Annotated in this window: 22 protein-coding genes; 14 read left to right on the top strand and 8 right to left on the bottom strand. The window is 70.2% G+C overall.

The annotated features are described in order from the left end of the window. Positions 1-48: 48 nt before the first annotated feature. Both AC2YHJ_RS09945 and AC2YHJ_RS09940 read left to right on the top strand, forming a co-directional pair. Positions 49-1,032 (top strand): ABC transporter substrate-binding protein, encoded by a 984-nt coding sequence (locus tag AC2YHJ_RS09945; protein WP_487395713.1) that lies wholly within the window; start codon positions 49-51, stop codon positions 1,030-1,032. Then, positions 1,032-1,997 carry an ABC transporter substrate-binding protein gene (locus AC2YHJ_RS09940; RefSeq protein ID WP_487395711.1) on the top strand — a complete coding sequence of 322 codons (966 nt, stop codon included), beginning with the start codon at positions 1,032-1,034 and terminating at the stop codon, positions 1,995-1,997. Before AC2YHJ_RS09945 ends, AC2YHJ_RS09940 begins: the two co-directional genes overlap by 1 nt. Here the strand turns inward: AC2YHJ_RS09940 and AC2YHJ_RS09935 are convergent. Further along, positions 1,948-2,628 (bottom strand): hypothetical protein, encoded by a 681-nt coding sequence (locus tag AC2YHJ_RS09935; protein WP_487395710.1) that lies wholly within the window; start codon positions 2,626-2,628, stop codon positions 1,948-1,950. The genes AC2YHJ_RS09940 and AC2YHJ_RS09935 overlap by 50 nt on opposite strands. A 178-nt stretch (positions 2,629-2,806) precedes the next feature. Between AC2YHJ_RS09935 and AC2YHJ_RS09930 the strand changes: the two genes are divergently transcribed. Continuing rightward, positions 2,807-3,790 carry a Bug family tripartite tricarboxylate transporter substrate binding protein gene (locus AC2YHJ_RS09930; protein WP_487395708.1) on the top strand — a complete coding sequence of 328 codons (984 nt, stop codon included), beginning with the start codon at positions 2,807-2,809 and terminating at the stop codon, positions 3,788-3,790. A gap of 37 nt (positions 3,791-3,827) precedes the next feature. Here AC2YHJ_RS09930 and AC2YHJ_RS09925 read toward each other — a convergent pair whose 3' ends face one another. Beyond that, positions 3,828-4,826 (bottom strand): TerC family protein, encoded by a 999-nt coding sequence (locus tag AC2YHJ_RS09925; protein ID WP_487395707.1) that lies wholly within the window; start codon positions 4,824-4,826, stop codon positions 3,828-3,830. Positions 4,827-5,131: 305 nt separating this feature from the next. On the opposite strand from AC2YHJ_RS09925, the gene AC2YHJ_RS09920 reads away from it, so the two are divergent. From AC2YHJ_RS09920 to AC2YHJ_RS09890, 7 genes are all read left to right on the top strand, one after another. Then, a complete protein-coding gene (locus AC2YHJ_RS09920) occupies positions 5,132-5,398 on the top strand; it encodes a twin-arginine translocase TatA/TatE family subunit (protein ID WP_487395705.1) in 267 nt (88 codons plus the stop codon). A gap of 123 nt (positions 5,399-5,521) precedes the next feature. Beyond that, complete coding sequence (locus AC2YHJ_RS09915; protein ID WP_487395703.1) at positions 5,522-6,133, top strand: methylthioribulose 1-phosphate dehydratase; 612 nt, start codon at positions 5,522-5,524, stop codon at positions 6,131-6,133. Continuing rightward, positions 6,130-6,669: a 1,2-dihydroxy-3-keto-5-methylthiopentene dioxygenase gene (locus AC2YHJ_RS09910; RefSeq protein ID WP_487395702.1), complete on the top strand. Its 540-nt coding sequence runs from the start codon at positions 6,130-6,132 to the stop codon at positions 6,667-6,669. The genes AC2YHJ_RS09915 and AC2YHJ_RS09910 overlap by 4 nt, the downstream gene beginning before the upstream one ends. A 7-nt stretch (positions 6,670-6,676) precedes the next feature. Next, the gene (gene mtnC, locus AC2YHJ_RS09905) at positions 6,677-7,375 is read left to right on the top strand and encodes an acireductone synthase (RefSeq protein ID WP_487395701.1); all 699 of its coding nucleotides are present in this window, start codon (positions 6,677-6,679) and stop codon (positions 7,373-7,375) included. A 139-nt stretch (positions 7,376-7,514) separates the two neighbouring features. Next, positions 7,515-8,558 carry a magnesium/cobalt transporter CorA gene (gene corA / locus AC2YHJ_RS09900; RefSeq protein WP_487395699.1) on the top strand — a complete coding sequence of 348 codons (1,044 nt, stop codon included), beginning with the start codon at positions 7,515-7,517 and terminating at the stop codon, positions 8,556-8,558. A 65-nt stretch (positions 8,559-8,623) separates the two neighbouring features. After that, positions 8,624-9,595 carry an acetamidase/formamidase family protein gene (locus AC2YHJ_RS09895; protein ID WP_487395697.1) on the top strand — a complete coding sequence of 324 codons (972 nt, stop codon included), beginning with the start codon at positions 8,624-8,626 and terminating at the stop codon, positions 9,593-9,595. A 137-nt stretch (positions 9,596-9,732) separates the two neighbouring features. Next, complete coding sequence (locus AC2YHJ_RS09890) at positions 9,733-11,349, top strand: ABC transporter substrate-binding protein (RefSeq protein ID WP_487395696.1); 1,617 nt, start codon at positions 9,733-9,735, stop codon at positions 11,347-11,349. A gap of 46 nt (positions 11,350-11,395) precedes the next feature. On the opposite strand, the gene htpX is transcribed toward AC2YHJ_RS09890, so the two are convergent. Next, positions 11,396-12,337 carry a zinc metalloprotease HtpX gene (htpX, locus tag AC2YHJ_RS09885; RefSeq protein ID WP_487395694.1) on the bottom strand — a complete coding sequence of 314 codons (942 nt, stop codon included), beginning with the start codon at positions 12,335-12,337 and terminating at the stop codon, positions 11,396-11,398. 54 nt (positions 12,338-12,391) lie between these two features. On the opposite strand from htpX, the gene AC2YHJ_RS09880 reads away from it, so the two are divergent. Next, positions 12,392-12,577 carry a DUF1674 domain-containing protein gene (locus AC2YHJ_RS09880; RefSeq protein WP_487395693.1) on the top strand — a complete coding sequence of 62 codons (186 nt, stop codon included), beginning with the start codon at positions 12,392-12,394 and terminating at the stop codon, positions 12,575-12,577. Next, the gene (locus tag AC2YHJ_RS09875) at positions 12,577-12,996 is read left to right on the top strand and encodes a DUF2237 family protein (RefSeq protein WP_487395692.1); all 420 of its coding nucleotides are present in this window, start codon (positions 12,577-12,579) and stop codon (positions 12,994-12,996) included. Before AC2YHJ_RS09880 ends, AC2YHJ_RS09875 begins: the two co-directional genes overlap by 1 nt. Before the next feature lie 11 nt (positions 12,997-13,007). Here the strand turns inward: AC2YHJ_RS09875 and AC2YHJ_RS09870 are convergent, their stop codons facing one another. From AC2YHJ_RS09870 to AC2YHJ_RS09855, 4 genes are all read right to left on the bottom strand, one after another. Beyond that, positions 13,008-15,263 carry an ATP-binding protein gene (locus AC2YHJ_RS09870; RefSeq protein WP_487395690.1) on the bottom strand — a complete coding sequence of 752 codons (2,256 nt, stop codon included), beginning with the start codon at positions 15,261-15,263 and terminating at the stop codon, positions 13,008-13,010. A gap of 115 nt (positions 15,264-15,378) precedes the next feature. After that, positions 15,379-16,596 (bottom strand): MFS transporter, encoded by a 1,218-nt coding sequence (locus AC2YHJ_RS09865; RefSeq protein ID WP_487395689.1) that lies wholly within the window; start codon positions 16,594-16,596, stop codon positions 15,379-15,381. A 2-nt stretch (positions 16,597-16,598) separates the two neighbouring features. Continuing rightward, positions 16,599-19,433: a DNA polymerase I gene (gene polA, locus AC2YHJ_RS09860; RefSeq protein WP_487395904.1), complete on the bottom strand. Its 2,835-nt coding sequence runs from the start codon at positions 19,431-19,433 to the stop codon at positions 16,599-16,601. Positions 19,434-19,476: 43 nt separating this feature from the next. Continuing rightward, the gene (locus AC2YHJ_RS09855; RefSeq protein ID WP_487395688.1) at positions 19,477-19,704 is read right to left on the bottom strand and encodes a zinc-finger domain-containing protein; all 228 of its coding nucleotides are present in this window, start codon (positions 19,702-19,704) and stop codon (positions 19,477-19,479) included. A gap of 70 nt (positions 19,705-19,774) precedes the next feature. Here AC2YHJ_RS09855 and AC2YHJ_RS09850 point away from each other — a divergent pair, with 70 nt between their 5' ends. Further along, complete coding sequence (locus AC2YHJ_RS09850; RefSeq protein ID WP_487395687.1) at positions 19,775-20,821, top strand: alpha/beta fold hydrolase; 1,047 nt, start codon at positions 19,775-19,777, stop codon at positions 20,819-20,821. Beyond that, positions 20,818-21,477: a YdcF family protein gene (locus AC2YHJ_RS09845; RefSeq protein WP_487395686.1), complete on the top strand. Its 660-nt coding sequence runs from the start codon at positions 20,818-20,820 to the stop codon at positions 21,475-21,477. Before AC2YHJ_RS09850 ends, AC2YHJ_RS09845 begins: the two co-directional genes overlap by 4 nt. Before the next feature lie 24 nt (positions 21,478-21,501). Here the strand turns inward: AC2YHJ_RS09845 and AC2YHJ_RS09840 are convergent, their stop codons facing one another. Beyond that, positions 21,502-22,674, bottom strand: coding sequence for a M20 aminoacylase family protein (locus tag AC2YHJ_RS09840; protein WP_487395685.1), 1,173 nt, complete (start codon positions 22,672-22,674; stop codon positions 21,502-21,504). Between the last annotated feature and the right edge of the window lie 50 nt (positions 22,675-22,724).

The following is a 22,724-nucleotide window of genomic DNA, read 5'->3' as shown; positions in this document are numbered from 1 at the left end:
TGTTGCCGTTCCGAGGCTGGCACGGTGGAATGATGCCGGGCAAGCGGCTTGTTGCGCCGCAGCATGGCGGCGGATGCGGGAGTGGGGATCGAGGTGAAGCACTGGCGCATGCGGCTCAATGCCGGCTTTTCCGGCCCGCAATGCTGGCTGTTGCTGGCCATCCGCCGCGGCTGGCTGGCGGAGGCCGGGATCGCGCTCGATCTGGAACCGGGACAGGGCGCATGGACGGCGGCGGGGGCGATGGCGGCCGGCGGCCACGACCTCGGCTATGGCGACATCCATGCGCTGGCGGAAATCGCGATGCGCGATCCCGCCGGCACGCCGCGCGGCATCCATGCGACCTTCGCTGCCTCGGCCGCCGCCATCGCCCTGCCGATCGGGGCATCGGGCGACCTCGCCGGGCGGCGGTTGATCGGCCACGCCTCCGATGTCGGGCTGCGGTTGTTCCCGGCCCTCTGCGCCGCGCAGGGGCTGGACCCGGCGGCAACGCAGGTGATCCCGGCAGAAGGGTCGATGGTCGCGCTATGGGATCGCGTGCGGGCCGGGGAGGCGGATGGCCTCTTCGCCTATGTCAGCACGCTGACCGCGGCACTCGCCGCGGCTGGGCGCGACGCGACGGGGGAGGTCACCTGGCTGCGCTACGACCGCCTCGCACCCGACCTGCATGGCAGCGCGCTCATGGCCTCCGCCCGGCTGATCGCCGAGGAGCCGGAGGCGCTGAAGCGCCTTCTCGCCGTGCTGGATCGTGGCCTGGATGCCGCGCTGGACGATCCCGAAGCGGCGATGGATGCCGTGCTGTCCTTCGCGCCCACGGCCAACCGCGCGGCGGAGCGCGTGCGGTGGCGGACGACACTCGCGGTCGAGATGGCCGGGCGCGGCAGCTTCGGCGGCATCGCCCCCGCGCGCTTCGCCCGTGGCCTGGCGCTGCAGGCGGGTGCCGCGGGCCTGCCCCCTCCGCGCGTCGAGGACGTCTTCACCGACCGCTTCCTGCCGCCGCCGGACGCCCGCGCCTTGCGCCCGGAGGCCGGCTGATGCGCCCGCTCCGCATCCTGCTCAATGGCGGCCCGTCCGGTCCGCTCGCCGGCTTCTTCCTCGCGGAGGCCGAGGGTCTCTTCGCGCGCGAAGGCATCGCGCCGGAGTTCCTGGCCGGCGGTGGCGCGGCGGCCTCGATCGAGGACATGGACGATGCGACCTGCGATCTCGCCTATGGCGACCTTCCGGCGCTGGTGGCGCGGCTGGGGCATGCGTCGCCGGGCAGCGGCCCGTCCGGAGTCTTCGTCGGCTTCAACCGCACGCCGCTGACCGTCGCGGTGGCTGCGGACGGGCCAGTCCGGCAGGCGGCGGACCTCGCGGGGCGGCGGATCAGCGGCCATGGGCGTGACGCCGCGCTGCGCGCCTTCCCCGCGCTGGCGCTGCGCGCCGGTTTCGATGCGGCCTCGGTGACGATCATCCCGGACCCCGCGAGCCTCGCCGACCAGGCACGGCGCATGCTGGAGGAAGATGCCGCGGATGGCGTCTTCGGTTTCGCCAACACGATCATCGCCTCGCTCGAGGCGGCGGGGCTGCACGCCCTGGTGCCTCGGCTGCGCTTCCTGGACTACGCCGAATGGCTGCCGGAACTGCACGGCAACACGCTGGTGGCATCGCGCGCGCTGCTCGATGGCGATCCGGTGCTGCTGGAGGGCCTGCTGCGCGCCGTCTGCGCGGGCATGGCCTCGGCGATCGCCGATCCGGCGCGTGCCGTCGCGAGCCTCTGCGCCACGCGGCCGAAGCTGATCCCGGCGGTCGAGCTGCGCCGCCTGCAAGGCACCATCGGGCGGGAGATGGCGCATCCGGACCGCTTCACCTTCGGCCTGGGCGATACCGATCCGGCGCGGATCGCGGCCGGGACCGAGGTGATCGCCACCGCGCTGAAGCTGCCCCGCCGGCCCGCGCCGGCCGAGGTCTTCACTGCGAAGTATCTGCCGCCGCGACCCGCACGCCCGTGGCCTGCCTGACCTGTGCCTGCGCGCGCATGCGGTCCAGCCGCGCGAGGTCGTCTTCCTGTTCCTGCCGCAGCACCAGCAGCGCCGGGTCGCAGGTGGTGTCGGGCTGGGCGCGGCAGCGTTCGTCGGCCAGCGCCAAGCGCGCCGCGCGGGCGGCGAGGATCGCACCGCGCCGTGCCTCGAAGAACTGGGTGCGAGCATCCTCATCCGGGAAGACGGCGGGGACCATCGCAATGCTGACCTGGCCCGGGTAGCGCATGGTCCGCGCCGAGGCGAGGCTGATCACCGTCGCCGTCGCGCCGATGATGCCGTTCGGCGCCATGCGGAACACCGCGGGGTCGTCGAAAGGCCGCAGTGCCTCGGCCGTTTCGAGGTAGCCTTCCGCGCGGCAGCGCACCTCCAGCACGGCGTGGGATCGCGCCAACTGCACCGTGCCGGGGGCGGCGGACACCTCGGCGACGACGCGGTCGCCGCGATGAATGGCGCATTGGGCGCCGGCGGGTTCGGAGGCGAGCGCCACCTCCCCGTTCCAGGCGGGTTGCGGGTGATGGGCCCGCAGCGCCGCATTCATGGCGAGCGTGGCGCATCCCGGCAGGCCGAGCAGCCCGGCACCAAGACATGCCACGCGAAGGCATGCAGTCATGGGTTGCGCTCCGAGGGGCCTGGAACCCGCCCAGATTGTATCACCAGCACTTAGGCATGTGTGAATGCACATTCCGTGGCGCCGGCCGCTTCCCTCCGCCCGATGCCGGGCATAGGACTGCCGCAACGGCGGTCCATTGCCCGGGACCGCGTTGCGTCGCCCTGCCGGAGGAAACCCGATGACCCTCACCCGCCGCGGCCTGATCGCCGCCCTGCCCGCCGCTGCGCTGCTGCCTTCCGCCGCGGCGCGCGCGCAGGATGCCTGGCCGGACCGCCCGCTGCGCTTCATCGTGCCCTTTCCCGGCGGATCGAGCCCCGACCTGACCGGGCGCGTGGTGGCGGAGCACCTGGCCAAGGTGCTCGGCCATCCCGTGGTGGTGGACAACCGCGCCGGCGCGGGCGGCAACATCGGCACCGATGCCATCGCCAAGGCGACGGACGGGCACACCATCGGCCTGTCGATCAACGGCCCGCTGACCACCGCCCCGGCGCTGTATCCGAACCTGCCCTACGACCCCGTGAAGGATCTGATCGCGGTGTCGCTGCTGGCGCGCGGGCCGCAGTTCCTGGTGGTGAACAACGACCTGCCGGTCACCGACCTGGCCGGCTTCCTCGCGCATCTGCGGGCCAATCCGGGCAAGTTGGCCTTCGGCTCGGTGGGGTCGGGATCGGGCGGGCATCTCGGCATGCTGGACCTGCTGAGCCGGTCTGGCGGGCTTGAGATGCTGCACGTCGCCTATCGCGGCTTCCCGCCCGCGACGCTCGACCTCGTCGCGGGGCGCATCCAGGCGATGATGGTCACGACCGCCGCCGTGCTGCCGCAGGTGCAGGCCGGGCAGATCCGCGCCATCGCTGTGACCTCCGCCGGACGCTTCGCGCCGACGCCGCAGGTGCCGACGCTGGCCGAACAGGGCCTGGCCAATGCCGAATCCTATGGCTGGCAGACCATGGTGGTGCCGGCCTCGACCCCGCCCGAGCGCGTCGCGCGGCTCGCCGCCGAGACACAGCGCGGCCTGCGCGAACCCGCTGCGCGCCGCCGGTTGGAGGACGCCGGCTTCGAGGTGATGGCGACTACCCCGGCCGAGGCCACCGCCTTCCTGGCGGAGGAGACGGAACGCTGGGGCGGCATGATCCGCCGCCTCAACATCCGCCTGGACGGCTGAAGGGAAAGGGCGCGGCTTGGCTGCCGCGCCCCGCCCGTCAGGCAACCATCGTGTCCTTCCGCGTGCGCCACAGCGAATAGAGGACGCCGCTGAGGATCATCGCCAGCGTGACGCCGAGCGAAATGGCCGGGTCCACCTTCCCCACGATCTGGTTCCAGAAGATCTTCGCCCCGATGAACACCAGCACCAGCGCGAGCGCATACTTCAGGTAGTGGAAGCGATGCACCATGGCGGCGAGCGCGAAGTACAGCGCGCGCAGGCCGAGGATCGCCATGATGTTCGCGGTGTAGACGATGAAGGTGTCGGTGGTGATGGCGAAGATGGCCGGCACCGAATCCACCGCGAAGATCAGGTCGGCGATGTTGATCACCACCAGCGCGAGGAACAGCGGCGTGGCCACCCGCACCATCGCGCCGGTCTTCGGGTCGGCCTCGCGCACGAAGAACTTCTGGCCGTGCAGCGTGTCGGACACCCGCATGTGCCGGCGCATGAAGCGCACCACCGGGTTCTGCGCGATGTCCGGATCCCCTTCCGGCACCACCAGCATCTTGATGCCGGTGGCGATCAGGAAGGCGCCGAAGATGTACAGCACCCAGGAATATTCCTGCACCAGCGCCGCACCCACCGCGATCATGATGCCGCGCAGCACGATGACGCCGATGATGCCCCAGACCAGCGCGCGGTATTGATAGGCGCGGGGAATGGCGAAGTAGGTGAAGATCAGGCTGATGACGAAGACGTTGTCGATCGACAACGCCTTCTCGATGAAGAAGCCCGTGAAGAAGGCGACGCCCGCATGGGTGCCGTCGGCCGTCGTCAGCGCGCCGGCCTCATGCGCCCACCAGATGCCCGCGCCGAACAGCGTCGCGAAGCCGATGTAGAAGGCCGAGAGCCACAGGCTCTGGGCGATCCCCATCTCCCTGTCCTTGCGGTTCAGCACGCCGAGGTCGAAGGCGAGCAGTGCCAGCACCACCGACAGGAAGCCGCCCCACATCCACAGGGGCTTGTCCAACCATTCAGCCGTGAGGAATTCCATCCCCGTAACGCTCCTCTCTGGCGCGATTCGACGCATCGGCCAAAGAGGGCCTCGAATCGCGCGGTTTCCCACGCGATCCGACATCACGGACGCCGCCCACGAAGGGCCGGCGGCCGCCAGAGGGGCCCGGATCGAGACCGACAGATGCTTTCGGCCCGGCCCGGCGTCAAGAGCGGTTGCGGCGGAAGCCCGGATGCCCCATGTGGATTTGCGCGGGCGCCGCCGGGACACTAGGTTGCGCCCCGTTCAGACGGATCAGGGCCGCCCCGCCGGGGCGCGGCCATAAACGGGATCGAGGCGCCACCATGGGTTCGTTCAGCATCTGGCACTGGCTGGTCGTGCTGCTTGTCATCCTGCTGCTGTTCGGCAGCGGCAAGATCAGTGGCCTGATGGGCGACCTGGCGAAGGGCATCAAGTCCTTCAAGGCGAACATCAAGGAAGACGAGAAGGACGCCTCGATGGAGGCGCAGGCCCCGGCAACGCCGCCGGCCGGAAACATTCCGGGTCCGCAGCAGGGCCAGGCTTCCGCCACCCAGGCGCAGCCGCAGCCGGGCAACCGCCCCGCGGCCTGACCGCCCGCACCGGACGGCGGCACCGGCCCGTCCCCCTGCCCGAGGCGCCCGACAAGGCGGCGCCGGGCCGGGGGACGGGCCGGTGTCGTGTCAGGGCCGCGCAGCATCCGGGGGGCTCCCGCGATGACCTTCGAAGACGCCGCCATCGCCATCACCGCGGCCGGCCGCCGCATGGACGCGATGGGCTGGGTACCGGCCACGGCGGGCAACATCTCGATCCGGCTGGGACCGGATGAGATCGCCATCACCCGATCCGGCCGCCACAAGGGGTTGATGACGCCGGCGGACGTGATGGCGGTGGATGCCGCCGGTGCGTCGTTGGAAGGCGGCGCGCGGCCGTCCTACGAGACGCTGCTCCATTGCGGCATCTATCGCCGCTTCGCCGATGCCGGGGCGGTGCTGCACGGCCATTCCATCGCCAACACCGTGCTGTCGCGCCGCGCGGGGGCGACCATCCGCCTCGCCGGATATGAATTGTTGAAGGCATTTCCCGGCGGGCCGACGCATGAGGTTGCGATCGACCTGCCGGTGCTCGACAACGACCAGGACATTCCACGCCTGCAACGCGCCCTGGATGCCTTGTGGGATGATGCGCCTGGCGCCCCGCCGGGCTATCTGATCCGCGGCCATGGCGTCTATGTCTGGGGCACCGACATGAACGCCGCCATGACGCGGCTGGAGGCGCTGGAATTCATGCTCCTCTGCCATCTGGAAGAAGGGAGGCACCCGCGATGAGCCTGCTGACGATCCGCGACGCCGCGACCGGCGCCGAGACCTTCCATACCGACGACGCCGCGAAGATCGCCGAGGCCCTCGCGCCGATCGGCGTGCGCTTCGAACGCTGGCCGGTCGCCGCCCTGCCCGAGGGTGCGGAGCCTGACGCGGTGCTCGCCGCCTATCGCCCGCAGCTCGACGCCTTCCTGAAGGAAAGCAAGGCCGGCACGGCGGACGTCATTCGCCTGACCGCCGACCATCCGCAGAAGGATGCGATCCGCGCGAAGTTCCTGTCCGAACATATCCACACCGAGGACGAGGTCCGCTTCTTCCACGAAGGCGCGGGCAATTTCGTCATGCATGTGGAAGGGAAGATCTACGACGCGCACTGCACGCGGGGCGACCTGATCTCGGTGCCCGCCAACACGAAGCACTGGTTCGACGCCGGGGAGGTCCCGCACGTCACCGCGCTGCGCGTCTTCACCGACACCACGGGCTGGACGCCGCACTACACGGGCAGCGACATCGCCGCGCGCATCCCCGTCTCGGTCGGCTGAACGCGCCATGGCGCTGTCCTGCATCCTGACCGACATCGAGGGCACGACCAGCGCCATCGCCTTCGTGAAGGAGACGCTGTTCCCCTTCGCCGAGGCGGAGCTCGACGCCTTCCTCGACGGGCATGGGGACGACCCCGAGGTCGGGTCCATCCTCGCCGAGGTGCGCAACATCGCGCGCGAGCAGGATCCGCGTTCGGTGCTGCGGCTGTGGATGGCCGAGGATGCCAAGGTCACGCCGCTCAAGGCCCTGCAGGGGCAGATCTGGCGCGCCGGCTACCTCGACGGGCGACTGAAGGGCCATCTCTGGCCGGATGTCGCGCCCTGCCTGCGGGCCTGGGCAAAAGCCGGGCTGCGGCTTGCGGTCTATTCCTCTGGCTCGGTCGATGCGCAGCGCCTGCTGTTCGGGCATTCGGAGGCGGGCGACCTGACGCCCCTGTTCACCGCCTATTTCGACACCAGGGTCGGCGGCAAGCGGGACGCGGCGTCCTACACCGCCATCGCCCATGCGCTGCACCTGCCGCCCGACGAGATCCTGTTCCTGTCCGACGTGGCCGAGGAACTCGACGCCGCCGCCGCCGCCGGGCTGCAATGCTGCCAGCTGGTGCGGGCCGGGGACGGTACCCAGCCGTCCGGCCGCCACCGCGAAGCTGCCGATTTCCCCGAGGTCGCGCGGCGTTTCGCCCTGCCCCCGGCCGCGTCCGGCTGACCCCATGCGCGGCGGCCCCGCCGGGCATCTGGCCAGGGCATGACCGCGCGTCCATCCGTTTGCGTCATCGCGGCTTGGCGCTGCCCGCGGGACGTGTCTAGAAGCGCCTGTATCGCGAAGTGCGGAGGGTCCCCCCGTCATGCTGACGACCTGGACGGTCGAGGACGGCCGCTGTCGCGTGCGCGAAGGCGCGATGTCCGACATCACGGCCGTGTTGCCCAATGAGGTGCGCGAAGCCGCCGCCGCCGTGGCCGAGCCCGAGGCGCTGCGCCGCGCCGTATGGATCGATCTGCTGAACCCGACGCAGGAGGAGGAACGGGCGGTCCAGAACGCGCTGCGCCTCGAAATCCCGACGCGGGAGGAGATGCAGGAGATCGAGAGCTCGTCCCGGCTGTATCGCGAGGATGACGCGCTGTTCCTCACCGCCAACTTCCTCTACGGCGTGGACACCGGGGAATACAGTTCGACCGCGATATCCTTCGTGCTGACCAACACCACGCTGGTGACGGTGCGCTACGCGACACCCAAGGCCTTCACCGTCTTCGGCACGCGCGCCCAGCGCCAGCCGGCGGCGCTGCTGACCTCCCCCGACGCGGTGATGCTGCATCTGTTCGAGCAGATCGTGGACCGGCTCGCCGACGTGCTGGAACGCGTGGGTTCGGACATGGATCGCGCGTCGCAGCGGACCTTCCGCGCCGCGCGGGCCAACATCAAGGCGAACCGCCGCGACGACCAGCTGAAGGAAACGCTGATCACCCTCGGCCAGGTCGGTGAAGTCACCACGCGGACCTCGGAGACGCTGCTCGGCCTCAACCGCATCCTCGCCTTCGTCGGCGCCGAGAAGGCGACGGCGGTGCGCAAGGAGAACCAGACGCTCATCAAGACGCTGGTGCGCGACGTGCGATCGCTGGTCGAGCACGCCTCCTTCCTGAACGGCAAGGCGCAGTTCCTGCTCGATGCCGTGCTCGGCGTCATCAACGTCGAGCAGAACGCGATCATCAAGACCTTCACCGTGGCCTCCGTCGCGCTGATGCCGCCGACGCTGATCGCCAGCATCTACGGCATGAATTACGACAACATGCCCGAGCTGAAATGGGAATACGGCTATCCGCTCGCGATCGCGCTGATGGTGGTCAGCGCCATCCTTCCGGTCCTGTATTTCCGGCGCAAAGGCTGGCTGTAGCGCGGCAGCGAGGTTCCCGCGGGGCGTCATTCCTGCTTGGATTGCGCGATCCGCAGGAGCCGAGCATGAGCGAACCCGTCCGCGTCCCCGCATCCCTGGCGAATTGCCGGTGGGGCGCCTTCGATGCCTCCTTCCCGCCCGTGGCCTCGATCGATCCGGGCGAGCTCGTCGTCCTCGAATGCCTGTCGGGCGGGCCGGAGGTGATGCCGCCGCAGGAGAAGATGATGGCGGTGCATCCGGTGCTGCGGGAGGTCCATGCGAAGCTGCCGCGGCTCGGCGCGCACATCATCACCGGTCCCGTCGAGGTGCGCGGCGCCGAACCCGGCGACGCGCTGCGCATCGACATCGAGAAGATCGAGCTCGGCGCCGACTGGGGCTTCTGCGGCTTCCGCCCGCTGTTCGGCACGCTGCCGGAGGATTTCCCCTATCGCCGCACGCTGCACATCCCGGTGGACAAGGCGGCGATGACCTGCCGCCTACCCTTCGGCCCGAAGGAGGGCGGCATGGACCTGCCGCTCGCCCCGTTCTTCGGCGTGATGGGCGTGGCCCCGCCGCGCGACTGGGGCGCCGTCAACACGAAGGAGCCGCGCGCCATGGGCGGCAATCTCGACAACAAGGAACTGACCGCAGGCACCACGCTGTACCTGCCGGTGTTCAACGAAGGCGCGCTCTTCTCCGCCGGCGACGGCCACGGCGTGCAGGGCGATGGCGAGGTCTGCATCAACGCGCTGGAGATCTGCCTGACCGGGCATTTCCGGCTGTCGCTGGTGAAGGGCGGCGGCGCGCGCGACCCGGTGCTGAAATTCCCCCGCGCGGAGACGAAGACCCACTTCATCACCATGGGGCTGAACGAGGACCTTGACCTCGCCATGAAGCAGGCGCTGCGGGAGATGATCGCGTTCATCTGCTCCCGCACGAATCTCTCCGATGCCGATGCCTACCAGTTCTGCTCGCTGGCGGTGGACTTCCGCGTGACGCAGACGGTGAACGGGGAGAAGGGGGTGCATGGGATGCTACGGAAGGGGTTGCTGTTCTGAATGCGTAGATTGGAGGGGCTTTGCCCCTCCAAGCCACCCCACCAAAGGCCAGTGGCCTTTGGAATGCCGATCCTTGGCGCCCGCCCGGCACATGCATTGCATCCACTGAATCCAAACCGTTCAGGGGCTGCACGCATATGACCATCCCGCCCTTCTCCCGTCGTTCCCTGATGAGTGCGGCCGCCACCGGCGTCGCCGGGCTGCCCGCTCCCGCCGCCGCGCAGCAGGAACGCGTCATCCGCTATGGCATCTCCATGGCCGACATCCCGCAGACCACCGGCCAGCCGGATCGCGGCGCGGGCGCCTACCAGTTCACGGGCTACACGCTCTACGACCCGCTGGTGGCCTGGGAGATGGACGTGGCCGACCGGCCCGGGAAGCTGGTCCCCGGCCTCGCGACCTCATGGGAGGCCGATCCCGCCGATCGCCGCAAATGGGTCTTCCGCCTCCGGCAGGGCGTGACGTTCCACGACGGCTCGGCCTTCGATGCCGACGCGGTGATCTGGAATTTCGAGAAGGTGCTGAACAGCCAGGCACCGCATTTCGATCAGCGTCAGGCCGCGCAGGTCCGCCCCCGCCTGCCCTCCGTCGCGTCATACCGAAAGATCGACGCGCTGACCGTGGAGGTCACCACCCGCGCGGTGGACAGCTTCTTCCCGTACCAGATGCTGTGGTTCCTCATCTCCTCCCCGGCGCAATACGCGAAGCTTGGCAATTCCTGGGACCGCTTCGCGTCCGAGCCATCCGGCACCGGCCCCTTCCGCCTCGCGCGGCTGGTGCCGCGGCAAAGCGCCGAGCTGGTGAAGAACGCCGGCTACTGGGACCCGAGGCGCATCCCCAAGGTGGACCGCATCGTCCTGATGGTCGCGCCGGAAGCGACCACGCGTTCCAACGCGCTGATCTCCGGCCAGATCGACATGATCGAAACACCCGCCCCCGACCTGGTGCCGCGCCTGCGCCAGTCTGGCGCGCGCATCGTCGAGAACGTCACGCCGCATGTCTGGAACTATCATCTCAGCCTGCTCGAAGGCTCGCCCTGGCGCGACATCCGCCTGCGCAAGGCGGCCAACCTCGCCATCAACCGCGATGAGGTGGTGGGCCTACTGAACGGCCTGGCGAAGCCGGCTGTCGGCGTGGTCGATCCGTCATCGCCCTGGTTCGGCCAGCCGGAATTCCGCATCCGCACCGACATCGACGAGGCGCGGCGGCTGGTGCGCGAGGCCGGCTTCAGCCCGCAGAACCCGCTGCGCACACGCTTCCTGGTGCCGTCCGGCGGGTCGGGCCAGATGCTGTCCATGCCGATGAACGAGTACATCCAGTCCGCCTGGCGCGAGGTCGGCATCCAGGTCGAATTCCAGGTCGTCGAACTCGAAGTCTCCTACACAAGCTGGCGCCAGGGCGCGGCGGGCGAGATCGCGCGCGGCGGCACCATCACCGCGAACAACGTCGCCTATGTGACGTCGGATCCGCTCTACGCCTTCATCCGCTTCTTCCATTCCAACCAGATCGCGCCGACCGGCGTGAACTGGTCCCACTACCGCGATGCCGAGATGGACCGCCTGATCGACAGTGCGATGCAGTCCTTCGACGTCGCCGAGCAGGACGCGCTGATGCGCAAGGTGCATGAGAAGGCGGTGAACGAGGCGCTGCTGGTCTATGTCGTGCACGACACCAACCCGCATGCGCTGGGACGCAACGTGCGCGGCTACACCCAGGCGCAGCACTGGTTTCAGGATCTCAGCACGTTGAGTTAACCGCCCCCAGGGCGGGCGGCGCCCATCCGGCCGGAGGCCCCCGCGCTTACCCCCAAGGGTTGCGCTTGCCGCCGGTGCCCCAGGGGCCGGGGGCGGGCTGCGCCGGCGCCGACCAGCCACCCCCGCCCTGGCCCATCCGCGCCGCCAATTGTTCCAGCGCCGCCACGCGGTTCTCGGTGCGCGGATGTGTCGAGAACAGATTGTCCATCCGCGCGCCCGACAATGGGTTGATGATGAACATGTGCGCCGCGGCCGGATTGGCCTCGGCCCGCTGGTTGACGATCTGGTGCGCGTAGTGGTCCAGCCGCTGCAGTGCCGATGCGAGACCCAGCGGATTGCCGGTGATCTCCGCCCCCACGCGGTCTGCCTCGTATTCGCGCGACCGGCTGATCGCCATCTGCACCACCGCGGCGGCCAGCGGGGCGAGGATCAGCATCAGGATCATCGCGATCGGCCCGAAGGGGCTGCCGCCGTTCCGGTCGCGGTTCCCGCCGCCGAAGATCATCCCGAAATTCGCCAGCATCGAAATCGCACCCGCAACGGTCGCCGTCACCGTCATGATCAGCGTGTCGCGGTTGCGGATATGCGCGAGCTCATGCGCGATCACGCCCGCCACCTCATCCTCGCTCATCAGGTCGAGCAGGCCGGTGTTCACCGCCACCGCCGCATTGGCCGGGCTACGGCCGGTGGCGAAGGCGTTGGGCTGGTCCTCATGGATCACGTAGAGCGCCGGCATGGGCAGCCCGGCCCGCTGGGCGAGTTGCGCCGTCATCTCGTACAGCCTTGGCGCGTCATGCGGGCCGATCGGCTGCGCATTCTGCATGCGCAGCACCATCCGGTCGCTGTTCCACCAGGCGAACAGGTTCATCGCGCCCGCGAACAGCAGCGCGAGGATCATCCCCTGCTGCCCCGCGATCACGAAGCCAAGCCCGCCGAACAGCGCCGTCAGGGCCGCCAGCAGCACCGCGGTCCGCACATATCCACCCATCGCTTCGTCCCCATTGCTGCGCCGGAGCCGGCGAAAGACTACATCATCCCTACCATGACCGAGACGCCCCCCGACCCCGCCGCCCCGCCTGCCGCCACCCCGGCCCCGGAACCCGCGCCGAAGCCCCTTGCGCCGGAGCCGGGGGCCCCGAAGCTGCCGAAGGAAATCGGCGGCCCCACCGGCCCCGAACCCACCCGCTTCGGCGATTGGGAACGCAAGGGCCGGGTCAGCGACTTCTGATGCCGCTGGACGAAGGCCCGATCCGCGGACTGCCGCCCCGGCCACAGGCGCGTAACGTGCTCGGCGGCGTTCTGTTGCCATGCTCCGTCGCACCGCTGACCGGATTCTACCGCGACGGCTGCTGCAACACCGGCCCCGAGGATGTCGGCCTGCATGTCGTCTGCGTCGAGGTGAACGCCGCCTTTCTCGCCTTCAGCCAGGCGACCGGCAACGACCTGTCCACGCCCCGGCCCGAATACGGCTTCGCCGGCCTGCGGCCGGGCGATCGCTGGTGCCTGTGCGCGGCGCGGTGGGAGGAAGCGCGCCGCGCCGGCAGCGCCCCGCCGGTGCTGCTGGAAGCAACGCATGAGGCAGCGCTGCAGGTCTGCCGCCGCGACGACCTGCTCGCCCATGCGCAGGGGGAGGAGGCGCCGGGGTAGAGCGCCTTCGCCTATCGCCGCGAGGCGAGTTCGGCCGTCCGGTCGCCCTGCGGCGCAGCCGCCTCCGCCTCGCGCCGCTGCTGCGCCAGCGCGAAGATGCGGCCGAGCACGACGTCGAGATCGTAGGGCTTGCCGATCAGCTCGAACTCGCCGGCGCCGCCATGCTTGTCCAACGCCTCCGCGGCATAGCCGGAGGCCAGCAGCACGCCCACGCCGGGGCGCAATTCGCGCGCCTCGCGCGCCAGGTCCATGCCGCTCATGCCGCCGGGCATCACCACGTCGGAGAAGACGATGTCGGCGGGCACGCCCTCCTGCAGTAATTGCAGCGCGGTGGGCCCATCCGGCGCGGCGAGGACGGAGAAGCCGGCATCCGTCAGCATCTCCACCGCCACGCTGCGCACCGCGGGCTCATCCTCCACCACCAGCACCGAGATGCCGGCGCCGGAAACCGGCGCCCCGCTGGCTGGAGCGTTGGGGCGCGCCGAGGTGAGATCGGTCTCGGAGCCGAGCGGCAGGTACAGCGTGACCGTCGTGCCGCGCCGTTGGGCCGACTGGATCGCCACATGTCCACCGATCTGGCGCATGAAGCCGAAGACCTGCGACAGGCCGAGCCCTGTGCCCTGGCCGTCCTTCTTGGTGGTGAAGAAGGGTTCGAAGGCGCGCTCGCGCACGTCCTCCTTCATGCCCTCGCCGGTGTCGCGCACCTCGATCGCGACGTAGGGGCCGGGCTGCGCCTCCGGATTGCCGGCCAGCGCCTGCTCCTGCAGCCAGGCCCGGCGGGAGACGATGCGGATGGCGCCGCCGCGCGGCATGGCGTCCCGCGCGTTGATCACGAGATTGAGAAGCGCCGCTTCGAGCTGCGCGGCATCCGCACGGCAGGGCGGCAGCTTCTGATCCAGCGCGAGATCCAGCGTGACCGATTCGTCGAGCGCGCGGCGCAGCAACGGATGGAATTCCCGCACCAGCGCATTGGCATCCACGGTGGCAAGCACCAGCGGCTGGCGCCGCGCGAAGGCCAGCAGGCTGGCATTCAGCCGCGCCCCGCGATCCACCGCCGCCACCGTGGCGCCGAGCAGACGCTTGGTCCGCTCATCCGCCTTGGCGCCGAGATGGCGTTCCAGCGCGCGCGCCGTGCCGAGGATCGCTGTCAGCAGGTTGTTGAAGTCGTGCGCGACACCGCCGGTCAGCCGCCCCAGCCCTTCCATCCGCTGCGCATTGCGCAGCCCGTCCTCGGCGGCTTCGCGCCGGGCGATCTCGGCGCGCAGGTCCGAGGCATTCGCCTCCAGCCGCTGGAAGGTCTCGCGGTCGCGCCGCACCCGCCGCCGCCCGGTGAAGGCGAGCAGCGCCAGCAGCAGGCCGGCCAGGAAGCAGGCGATGCCGATCAGCGCCATGTTGAAGAAGGACAGCCGTTCCTCCGGCAGCGCCGGCACGGTGTAGACGATGCTGACCGGCACGCTGCCGAGCCTGCGCCAGGTGATGAACTGCGTCTCGCCGTCACCGAACGGGTCGGCAGACAGCGGCGCGGCCTGCGGGCGGTCCAACGCGATCGCACGGCGCAGCGGGTCCTGCGGAGCGATCGCCGTCGGCATGTCGGGCGCCGCGCCCTGCCGGAGCAGGATGGCCCCGTCGTCGCGCACCAGCGCGAAGCGGGCGCCGGGCCGCCGGTTCTCCGAGCCCCAGGCGGTGAAGAACGCCTCGGCGCGCAGCACGGCCAGGAACGTGCCGTCGAAGGGACGACCTTCCGGCGCGCGGCCGCGCCCGATCACGAGGCCCGCACCCTGCGCGGCAAGTTCGCGCGGCGGCGCTTCGAAGATCACGGCGCGATTCGCCTCGCGCCCAGAGCGAACGGCCTCGAACCCAGTGGCGTCGGCATTCGGCGCCTGGTCTGGTCCGCCCGTCACCGCGACGCGGCCATCCGGGCGGATCGCCGCCAGGATCGCCACGGGGCCGGATTGCGCGGCCTCGATGCGACGGAACTCCGTCTGCAACGATGCCCGCCGCGCCTGGATCTGCGTCCAGCTGCTTCCGGCCAGCGCATCCTCCACCCGGTCGAGCGCCAGGATGCCGGCATCGAGGATTCGCAGTGTCTGTTCGCGGGCGACCATGACCGCGATCGTGCCGTCCAGCCGCAGGGCATCCCGGCGATGGCTGCTTTCGTGGCGGATCAGGATGGCGAAGAGCAACGCGGGCAGGATGACCGCGGCGGCGAGGATGACGCCGGGCCGCATCGGCCGGTCCATCAAGCGCGTCGTAATCGGCCGGTTCACCAAAGCGACCTGTTCCCTGGTCCGTCAAACCGCGGCGCCAGAACCCGGCGCACGCACCCCCTGCGGCGCGCGCAGTATGACACGATCGCGCATCAAGTGCAGGTGACGGCAGCAATCACTCCGCAGGGGCGGTGGCGGCGGCCCGGCGGCGGCGCAGCCGCCATTCCTGCGCCAGCGCCATCACCGCCGTCAGCAGCATGAAGGACGCCGCGGCGAAGAACACCAACATGGGCTGGCCGGCATCGAGCAGCCAGCCATAGAGCGGCGGGCCGGCCATGCCGCCGATGTTGAAGCCGGTCGAAACGATGCCGAATACCGCGCCCGCCTGGCCCGGCGGCGCGGCGGCACGCACCAGCATGTCGCGGGACGGCATGATCATGCCCGACAGGAAGCCCGCCGCCGCCATGACCGGGACCAGCACCACCCCCGGCAGCGTTCCGCTGCCCACCAACAGCATCAGCGCCGCGGCCGAACCGAAGCCGAAGGCCGCGACCAATCCATGGTTGCGGGTGCGATCCGCGATCACACCACCCGCGAGCACGCCACCGGCGCTGGCGAACAGGAAGGTGGTCAGCGCGGCGTTCGCCATGGTCAGCGACAGGCCCTGCCCATCGACCCAGGCGGCGACCGAGAAGTTCTGGATGCCGCCGTTGGACATCGCCAGCGTCACGAAGAACAGCGTCATCGCCAGCACGGCGGGGGACAGCACCGCGCTGATCCGCGCCGAACCCCCCGCCGACTTCACCGCCACGGGCCGCGGCGCCATCGCCGGCGCGGTGCCGAAGATCAGCGGCACCGCCGCAATGGGCCCGAGCAGCCCCGCCGCGACCAGCGCCGCCCCCATGCCCAACCACGCCGCGATGCCGAGCACGAAGGCGGGCGCGATCGCCCCACCCAGGAAGCCGGCGAAGGTGTGGATCGAGAAGGCGCGCCCGACCCGTTCCTCGGCCATCGAGGCGCCGAGGATGGCGTAGTCCGCCGGGTGGTAGACGCTGTTCGCCAGCCCCGCCATGGCGGCGGCCGCGATCAGCCAGGCATAGGTCCCGGTCAGGCCGAGCAAGATGAACGACGCCCCGCCGAGGATCAGCGCCGCCGCCAGCATCCGCCGCGGCCCGGCGCGATCGACGACGAAGCCCATCGGCGCCTGGGTGAAGGCGGAGACGACGTTGAAGGCGGTCAGCGCCAGGCCGAGCTCGACATACGACACGCCGAGCGCCTCCCGGAGCAGCGGGAACAGCGGCGGGATCGTCAGGTAATGCACGTGGCTGACGAAATGCGCAGCGCAGATCTGCGCCAGGGTGCGGCGTTCCTGCGCCGTCCAGCCGGCCGCCACGATCAGTGCGCCTCCGCCCAGGAATGGCCGGTGCCGACCTCGACCGAGAGCGGCACGCGCAGCGTCGCGACGGATTCCATGATGTCCTTCACCACTGCTGAGGTGGCGGCGACCTCGGCCTCGGGCACTTCGAAGACCAGTTCGTCATGGACCTGCAACAGCATGCGGGCCGTGAGGCCGGCTTCCTTCAGCGCGCGCGGCAAGCGGACCATGGCGCGCTTGATGATCTCGGCGGCGCCGCCCTGGAAGGGGGCGTTGATGGCCGCGCGTTCGGCCCCGGCACGGCGCACCGGGTCCTTGGTCGCGATGTCGGGGATCCACAATTTGCGGCCGAAGGGGGTACGGACGAAGCCGTGGGTCCGCGCCTCCTCCTTGCAGCGTTCCATCTCCTGCCGGATGCCGGGGTATTGCGCGAAATAGGCCTCGATGATCGAGCGCCCCTCGGCCGGCGGAATGCCGAGGCGGGAGGCGAGGCCGAAGGCCGACATGCCGTAGATGATGCCGAAGTTGATCGTCTTGGCGCGGCGGCGCGCTTCCTTGTCCACCTTGCCGGGTTCCAGGTGGAAGATTTCCGCCGCGGTGCGGGCGTGGATGTCCTCCCCATGCGCGAAGGCCTCGCGCAGCGTCGGCACATCGGCGAGATGCGCGAGCAGGCGCAGCTCGATCTGGCTGTAGTCGGCCGACAGCAGGACATTGCCCGGCTCGGCGACGAAGGCGCGGCGGATGCGCAGTCCTTCCTCGGACCGCACCGGGATGTTCTGCAGGTTCGGATCGTTGGAGGACAGCCGCCCCGTGCTGGTTCCCGCCATGCCATAGGAGGTGTGCACGCGCCGATCGACGGGATCGATCTGCGCCGCCAGCGCCTCGACGTAGGTCGACTTCAGCTTGGCAAGCTGGCGCCATTCCAGCACGCGGGTCGCGAGTTCCACGCCCTGGGCAGCGAGATCCTCCAGCACCGAGGCATCGGTCGAATAGGCGCCGGTCTTGCCCTTGCGCCCGCCGGACAGCTTCATCTCGTCGAACAGGATCTCGCCGAGCTGCTTGGGCGATCCGACGTTGAACTCCCGGCCGGCCAGCGCGTGGATCTGCTTCTCCAGCACGATGAGGCGGCCGGCGAAATCCTCACCGATGCGGGCGAGTTCCGCGCCATCCACCTTGATGCCGGCGGCCTCCATGCCGCGCAGCACGGTGACCATGCGGCGTTCGACCTGCTCATAGAGCGCGAGCGCCCCTTCCTCACGCAGGCGCGGCTGCAGCAGCAGCCACAGGCGCAGCGTGACGTCGGCGTCCTCGGCGGCATAGGCGGTGGCCTTGTCGAGCGGCACCTGGCCGAAGGGGATGCGCGCCTTGCCGGTGCCGGTCACCGCATCGAACTTGATCGGCGCGTGGTTGAGGTGAAGGACAGAAAGCTCGTCCATCCCCTGCCCATGCTTCCCCGCCGTCATGGCGTAGGAGATCATCATCGTGTCGTCGATCGGCGCGATGGCGCCGAAGCCGCCATTTTCCTCGCGCGCGAAGACCTCGAGATCGTATTTCGCGTGCTGGAACACCTTCAGCACGGTGGGGTCTTCCAGCAGTGGGCGCAGCAGCGCGAAGGCGCGTTCGGGGGCGATCTGCTCGGGCGGGGGGCCAGACAGCATGTCGGCCTCCGTGCCATGGCGGATCGGGACGTAGCAGGCCCTGCCCGGCGCGGTGGCAAGCGAGAAGCCCACCATCTGCGCGCGCCGCGCATCGAGGCTGTCGGTCTCGGTATCGATGCCGATCACGCCGGCCGCCTGGCAATCGGCGACCCAGCGCGCGAGCGCCGCTTCCGTCGTCACCGTCTCATAGCCCGCGAAGGGCACGGCGAGGTCAGGCGCGGTGGGGCCGGGCGCGGGAGCATGGCGAAGTGCGACGGGCGGCGTCCCGCGGCGCGGCGCCTCATTGCCTTCGCCCAGCTTGCCCATGCGTGCGAGCAGCGAACGGAAGCCCATCGCGCGCAGGAAGGATTCCAGCCGCGCGTCGGTGGGCGGCTTCGCGACGAAATCGCCGATTGGGCAAGGCAGCGGTGCGTCCTCGTCCAGCAACACGAGGCGGCGAGAGATACGCGCCTTCTCGGCGTTCTCGATCAGCGCCTCGCGCCGCTTGGGCTGCTTGATCTCGCCGGCGCGCGCCAGCAGGGCTTCGAGGTCGCCATATTCGTTGATGAGTTGCGCCGCGGTCTTGATGCCGATGCCCGGCACGCCCGGAACGTTGTCGGTGGAATCACCGGCCAGCGCCTGCACCTCGACCACCTTGTCCGGGGTGACGCCGAACTTCTCCAGCACCTCCGGCTCGCGGATCGGCTTCTGCTTGATCGGGTCCAGCAACTGTACGCCGGGCCGCACCAGCTGCATCAGGTCCTTGTCGGAGGAGACGATGGTCACCTGCCCCGACCCTTCCGCGAGGAAGGCCTTGGCGTAGGCGGCGATCAGGTCGTCCGCCTCGAAGCCTTCCTGCTGCACCTTGGCGACGCCGAGCGCATCCGTCGCGTCGCGGATCAGCGCGAATTGCGGGATCAAATCCTCGGGCGGGTCGGGGCGGTGCGCCTTGTAGTCGGCATAGATCTCATTGCGGAAATTCAATCGCGCCGCATCGAACACCACCGCGATATGGCTGCCCGCATGCCGCGTGAGGAACTGCGACAGCATGGTGGTGAAGCCGTAGACCGCATTCACCGGAACCCCTTCCGGGTTCGTCATGGGCGGCAGCGCGTGATAGGCACGGAAGATGTAGCCGGAACCATCCACCAGGATCAGATGGCGTTCCCCGGCCTTCACCGTGGGCAGGGCCTCCTGGCCGGCGGCGGCATCCGCCATGGCGGCGCCCCGCGGCCGTCCGGCCTCCGGGGCCCGGTCTGAATCAGTGTCCATGGTCCTCGCCTGCGCCCTCAGCGAGGACGTAGGTGATGGAGCAGTAAGGGCAAGTGACCTCGTGATCCTCCATGGTCATCCAGATGCGCGGATGGCCGAGCGTCCCGGCCGCCTCCCCGTCGCAGGCGACCTTGCGGGACTGCACCTCGACCCGCTGCTCGGGCGTGATGCCTTCCACGAGCTTCGGGGCATATCCGGTCATCAGGGGGTCGCGCATGGGGCACCTCGTCGCAGGGGCGGCACCATAGTGAAGGCTTGCGTGGTGGACCAGCCTCGGGGGGGGTATCATGTCAGGTCTGATGGCGCGCGAGGAACATGGCGGACCGCGACAGGGCCAGGGGGGGCAGCTTTCCCAGGCCGTGTCCCGCCGTGCCCTGCTTGCGGCCCTTGCCCTGTCCGCCTGTGCCCCGGCCCGGTCGCCGATGGGCCCACAGGTCACCACACCGATGCTGGCGCCCGATGCGCTGGTCATGGCCGATGGCGCGCGCCTGCCCGTCTATGCCTGGCTGCCGCCGAGCCGGCCGCGCGCGGTTGTGATCGGCCTGCACGGCATGAACGAGCACGCCCGCGCCTTCGCCGAGGATGCCGCCCCGTGGTTCACGCAGGAGGGTGTCGCCCTTTACGCCTATGACCAGCGCGGCTTCGGCGGGTCGCCCCACCGCGGCATCTGGGCGGGTCACCAGACCATGGCGGCGGACGCGACCGACGCCGCCAGCCTGATCCGCGCCCGCCACCCCGGCGTGCCGGTGCTGCTGATGGGCGAGAGCATGGGTGGCGCGGTGCTGCTGGTCGCCGGCGCTTCAGCCGCGCCGCCGCCCGTGGATGGCTATGTGCTGCTCGCCCCGGCGGTGGTCGGGCGCGCAAGCCTCGGCTGGTTCGCGAGCGGGCTGCTGGACGTCATGGTCACGCTGGTGCCGATGATGGGCTTCCAGAACAGCGCGCCCGGATACCAGCCGACCGACAACATCGAAGCCTGGCGGCGCTGGTCGCGCGACCCGCTGCTGATCCGCCACACCCGCGTCGACGCCATGGCCGGGCTGGTGGACCTGATGGATGCGGCGGTCGCTGCGGCGCCGCGGTTCCGCGGTCCGGCGCTGCTCCTCTATGGCGGACGGGACCGCTTGGTGCCGGCACGGCCGACACGGGCGCTGCTGACCGCGCTGCCCGATCCGGCGCGCCAGCGGGCCGGCTTCTACCCCGCCGGCTACCATATGCTGCTGCGCGACACGCAGGGGGAGCTGGTGGCGCAGGACATCACCGCCTGGGCGAAGGACCGGCGCGGGGCGCTGCCCTCAGGCGCGGAGGCGGCGGCGCGGGCCTGGCTCGCCGCGTGATCCGGCCGGACGGGTCGTTCATCGGCCGCGACGGGGTCATCACCCTGGCCGCCGCGCTGGCGGCGATGGTGCTGACCGCGGGGATCGCCCCGGCAGCGGCGACCTTTGCCGTGGTGCGGCGGGCCTGGCGGGCGCCAGTTGACACCCCCAGGGCGCCTCAACGCATCCTGGTGCTCGGGCACCGGCTGCGGGATGGCGCGCCTTCGGCGGTATTCGAGCAACGGCTGGCGCGGGCGGATGCGCTGGCGCGGCGATATCCGCACGCGACGGTGGTGCTGCTTGGCGGCCGCGCCGCCTCCGGCCAGCCCTCGGAGGCCGAGGTCGGCCGCGACTGGCTGGCGGCACGCGGCCTCGACCCCGCCCGCATCGCGCTGGAAACGGAATCGCGCCACACGCTCGAGAACCTGCACAACCACCGCACCCTGCACGGCGCCCAGGGGATCGAGGCGCTGGTGACCAGCCGCGCCCATCTGCACCGCGCGGTGCTGATGGCCGAAGGGCTCGGCCTGTCGCCCATGCCCGTGGCGGCGGAGGACCGGTTGCACGTGGAACCCCTCAGGCTGCTGGGGGAGGGATTCCGCGTGCATTGGTACGTGACCGGGCGGATCCTGGCCCGCGCGCTCGGACACCGGGCCTGGCTGGCGCGGATTTCGTAGGGCGTCCCGAAGGGCGCCGCCCGTTCACCCCTCGCCCAACTGCTGTTCCACCAGCCGGACGAAGCAGCTCGCCCCGATCGGCAGCAGGTCGTCGTTGAAGTCGTAATGCCCGTTATGCACGGGGACGTTGCCATGCTCGGGCGTCACCTGGCCCAGCAGCATGAAGGCGCCGGGCGCCTTCTCGAGGTAGTAGGCGAAGTCCTCCCCGGCGGTGAGGGAGGGCAGGTCGGTCTTGATGAGGTCCTCGCCCACCACGTCGCGCGCGGCGGCCTCGAAGGCGGAGGCCTCCTCGGCCGTGTTGATCGTCGGCGGGTAGGATCGCGCGTAGTCAAGCGTCACCTCCACCCCATGCGCGGCGGCGATGCCATGGACGGTCTGGTGGAACAGCTCGTCCATCCGCTTGCGGACCGAAGGCAACAGGGTGCGGATGGTGCCGCGCATCTGCACCGTTTCGGGCAGCACGATCTGGGACGTGCCGGCGTTGAACTGGCCAATGCTGAGCACGACGGTGTCGTGCGGGCTCATCCGCCGGCTCACCAGGTTCTGCAGCGCCGTATAGACCTGCACCGCGCAGGGCAGCGGATCGAGACCCATATGCGGCGCGGCGGCGTGGCTGCTGCGCCCCTTCAGCACGAGGGTGAAATAGTCGACCGCGGCGAGCACCGTGCCCGGGCGGATCGCCGCGGTGCCCAACGGCAGGTCGTGCGCGTTGTGGATGCCGTAGACCTCGTCGCAGGGATATTTCGCGAACAACCCGTCGCGCAGCATGGCGGCCGCACCGGTCAAGCCTTCCTCGGCCGGCTGGAAGATCAGGTGCACGGTGCCGGAGAAGTTGCGCGTCTCCGCGAGGTAGCGCGCCGCGCCGAGCAGCATGGTGGTGTGCCCGTCATGCCCGCAGGCATGCATGCGGTTCTCGTAGGTGCTGCGATGAGGGAAGTCGTTCAGCTCCGGCATGGGCAGCGCGTCCATGTCGGCGCGCAGGCCGATGCTGCGATTGCCCGGGCGGCCGCGGATCACGCCGACCAGCCCGGTCTTGCCGAAGCCCTGTTCGACCTCGATGCCCCAGGAGCGCAGCTTCTCGGCGACGATGCCGCTGGTACGTACCTCCTCGAAGCCGATCTCGGGGTGGGCGTGGAAGTCGCGGCGCCACGCCGTCATCTCGTCGTGGAAATCGGCGATGCGCGGAATCACGGGCATGGGCAGGACCATTGGGATGGGAGACGCATACTCAGCGTCATCCCGCCGCG

The sequence above is a fragment of the Roseomonas sp. SRI_022 genome, from assembly GCF_057586215.1.
The sequence above is the reverse complement of the archived record's forward strand: the minus strand, read 5'-3'. Positions and strand labels throughout refer to the sequence as shown.